At 61.2% G+C, this 1,346-nt stretch carries 1 protein-coding gene and 2 pseudogenes; 1 reads left to right on the forward strand and 2 read right to left on the reverse strand.

The features are described 5' to 3' along the window. Positions 1 to 430 (reverse strand): annotated as a pseudogene (locus XpopCFBP1817_RS23475) (winged helix-turn-helix domain-containing protein); the annotation flags it as partial. Between the two features lie 57 nt (positions 431 to 487). Between XpopCFBP1817_RS23475 and XpopCFBP1817_RS20715 the strand changes: the two are divergent. Then, positions 488 to 1,081, forward strand: a pseudogene (locus XpopCFBP1817_RS20715) (lysozyme inhibitor LprI family protein); the annotation flags it as partial. Here XpopCFBP1817_RS20715 and XpopCFBP1817_RS20720 read toward each other — a convergent pair. Beyond that, a complete protein-coding gene (locus tag XpopCFBP1817_RS20720; RefSeq protein WP_279627143.1) occupies positions 1,044 to 1,307 on the reverse strand; it encodes an exo-alpha-sialidase in 264 nt (87 codons plus the stop codon). The pseudogene XpopCFBP1817_RS20715 and the gene XpopCFBP1817_RS20720 overlap by 38 nt on opposite strands. Positions 1,308 to 1,346: the final 39 nt, after the last annotated feature.

Below are 1,346 nucleotides of genomic sequence, written 5' to 3' on the forward strand. Positions count from 1 at the left end.
TTTGCCGCGTCCCACCGACTGCGAAGGCCACCGGCGTCTTGCCGGCCGGGGCGTCGCAACGACCGCGCACATCGGTGTTCTCCAACGCCGTTTCGTCTCCCCAATGTATCTGTGCGCCCTCAGCTTTGGCGCGTTTCTCAATCGCCGGATGGGTCTCGTCCAGCCACGCCTGCAGCGCTCACGCCTGCACCGCTTCTGGGCGCTACTCGTCCGCTTTGTTGAGCGGCGTTTGCGGCGTAAACCCTGACCGGGCCAGGTAGGTGCCCACGCCCCGCACCGACAGCGTCATGCCGCACTCCTGCGGAGACGAAAGGCCGGTCAGCTTGGCGATCTGCATCACTCCATGTCCAAGGCGCTGCAGTCGAACCCCTTGTTTGCGCCGTTCGTGCAACCGATCCAGCGTCTGATTGCTTGCGTCTTCTTTGTCCATTGCTGTCTGACAGTATCAGGGTAAGAACGTTTAACTATATGTTCACCGTATCAAGAGCGTGCGCTGGTGGAGACCACGCCGCTCAGTTCGGTCGCAGGCGTGTGCGATCAGCAACGGGATTGGCTGCGGCAGCGCAATGCCTACGCACAGGACGCCAAGCTGGGCGACTACCTGCAGCGCATATTGAAGGCCAGAGCCGATGTGCTGGCCAAGGCGCTCAGTGCGCAGCAACAGGCACTGGACCGCATCATCGCTTCGATTGCTACTGTGCCTGCCGAGGCTGCGCGGCAGGTGCAGAGCTACGACACGCCGCTGGCCTCGGCGTGGTTAGCGTATCTGCATCAATTCGTCCCGGCGGCGGGCGTGGATGCTGCACTGGCGAATGCGCGGTTTGAAAGTGCGCTCAAGGCGTTGCACAAGGTCGACGAGTTTGCGGCGTCGTTGCTTGCCAATGTGGATGGCATGCCCGCCATGCAAGCGCAGCAACGCGGCTTGACGTTGCTGCGCTTGTGGATCGAGCGCGACGACAGCGATCAGCGTCCTTACATGCACTGCTTCATCTTCGCTGCGGTGGGTGAGCCGGCGTACGACGCATTCGGCTCGCTGTGTGGCGTCAGACGCGACAGGTTCGCGCCCATCTGCAAGCCGCCGGATCCAACATGTCACCCGCTTTGCTGCCGAGTCGTGTCGGATCCAGGACAACATGTTTGATGCGTTGGCGCTTCCAGGTGTAGCTGATATGGACTAGGCCATCGCGGGCCTGGATCACCGCCGGATAGGAGAACTCGTCTTTTGCGCTGTTTTCCAGGGTGAGTGTGCGTTGCCAATGCACGCCATCAGGGCACCTCGAACAACCAAGTCGTAGCCGTGGTGACACGCACTGGATGATGACCATACCTTCAAAAAATCAGCGATC

This window comes from Xanthomonas populi (assembly GCF_002940065.1).
GTDB classification, from domain to species: Bacteria; Pseudomonadota; Gammaproteobacteria; order Xanthomonadales; family Xanthomonadaceae; genus Xanthomonas; species Xanthomonas populi.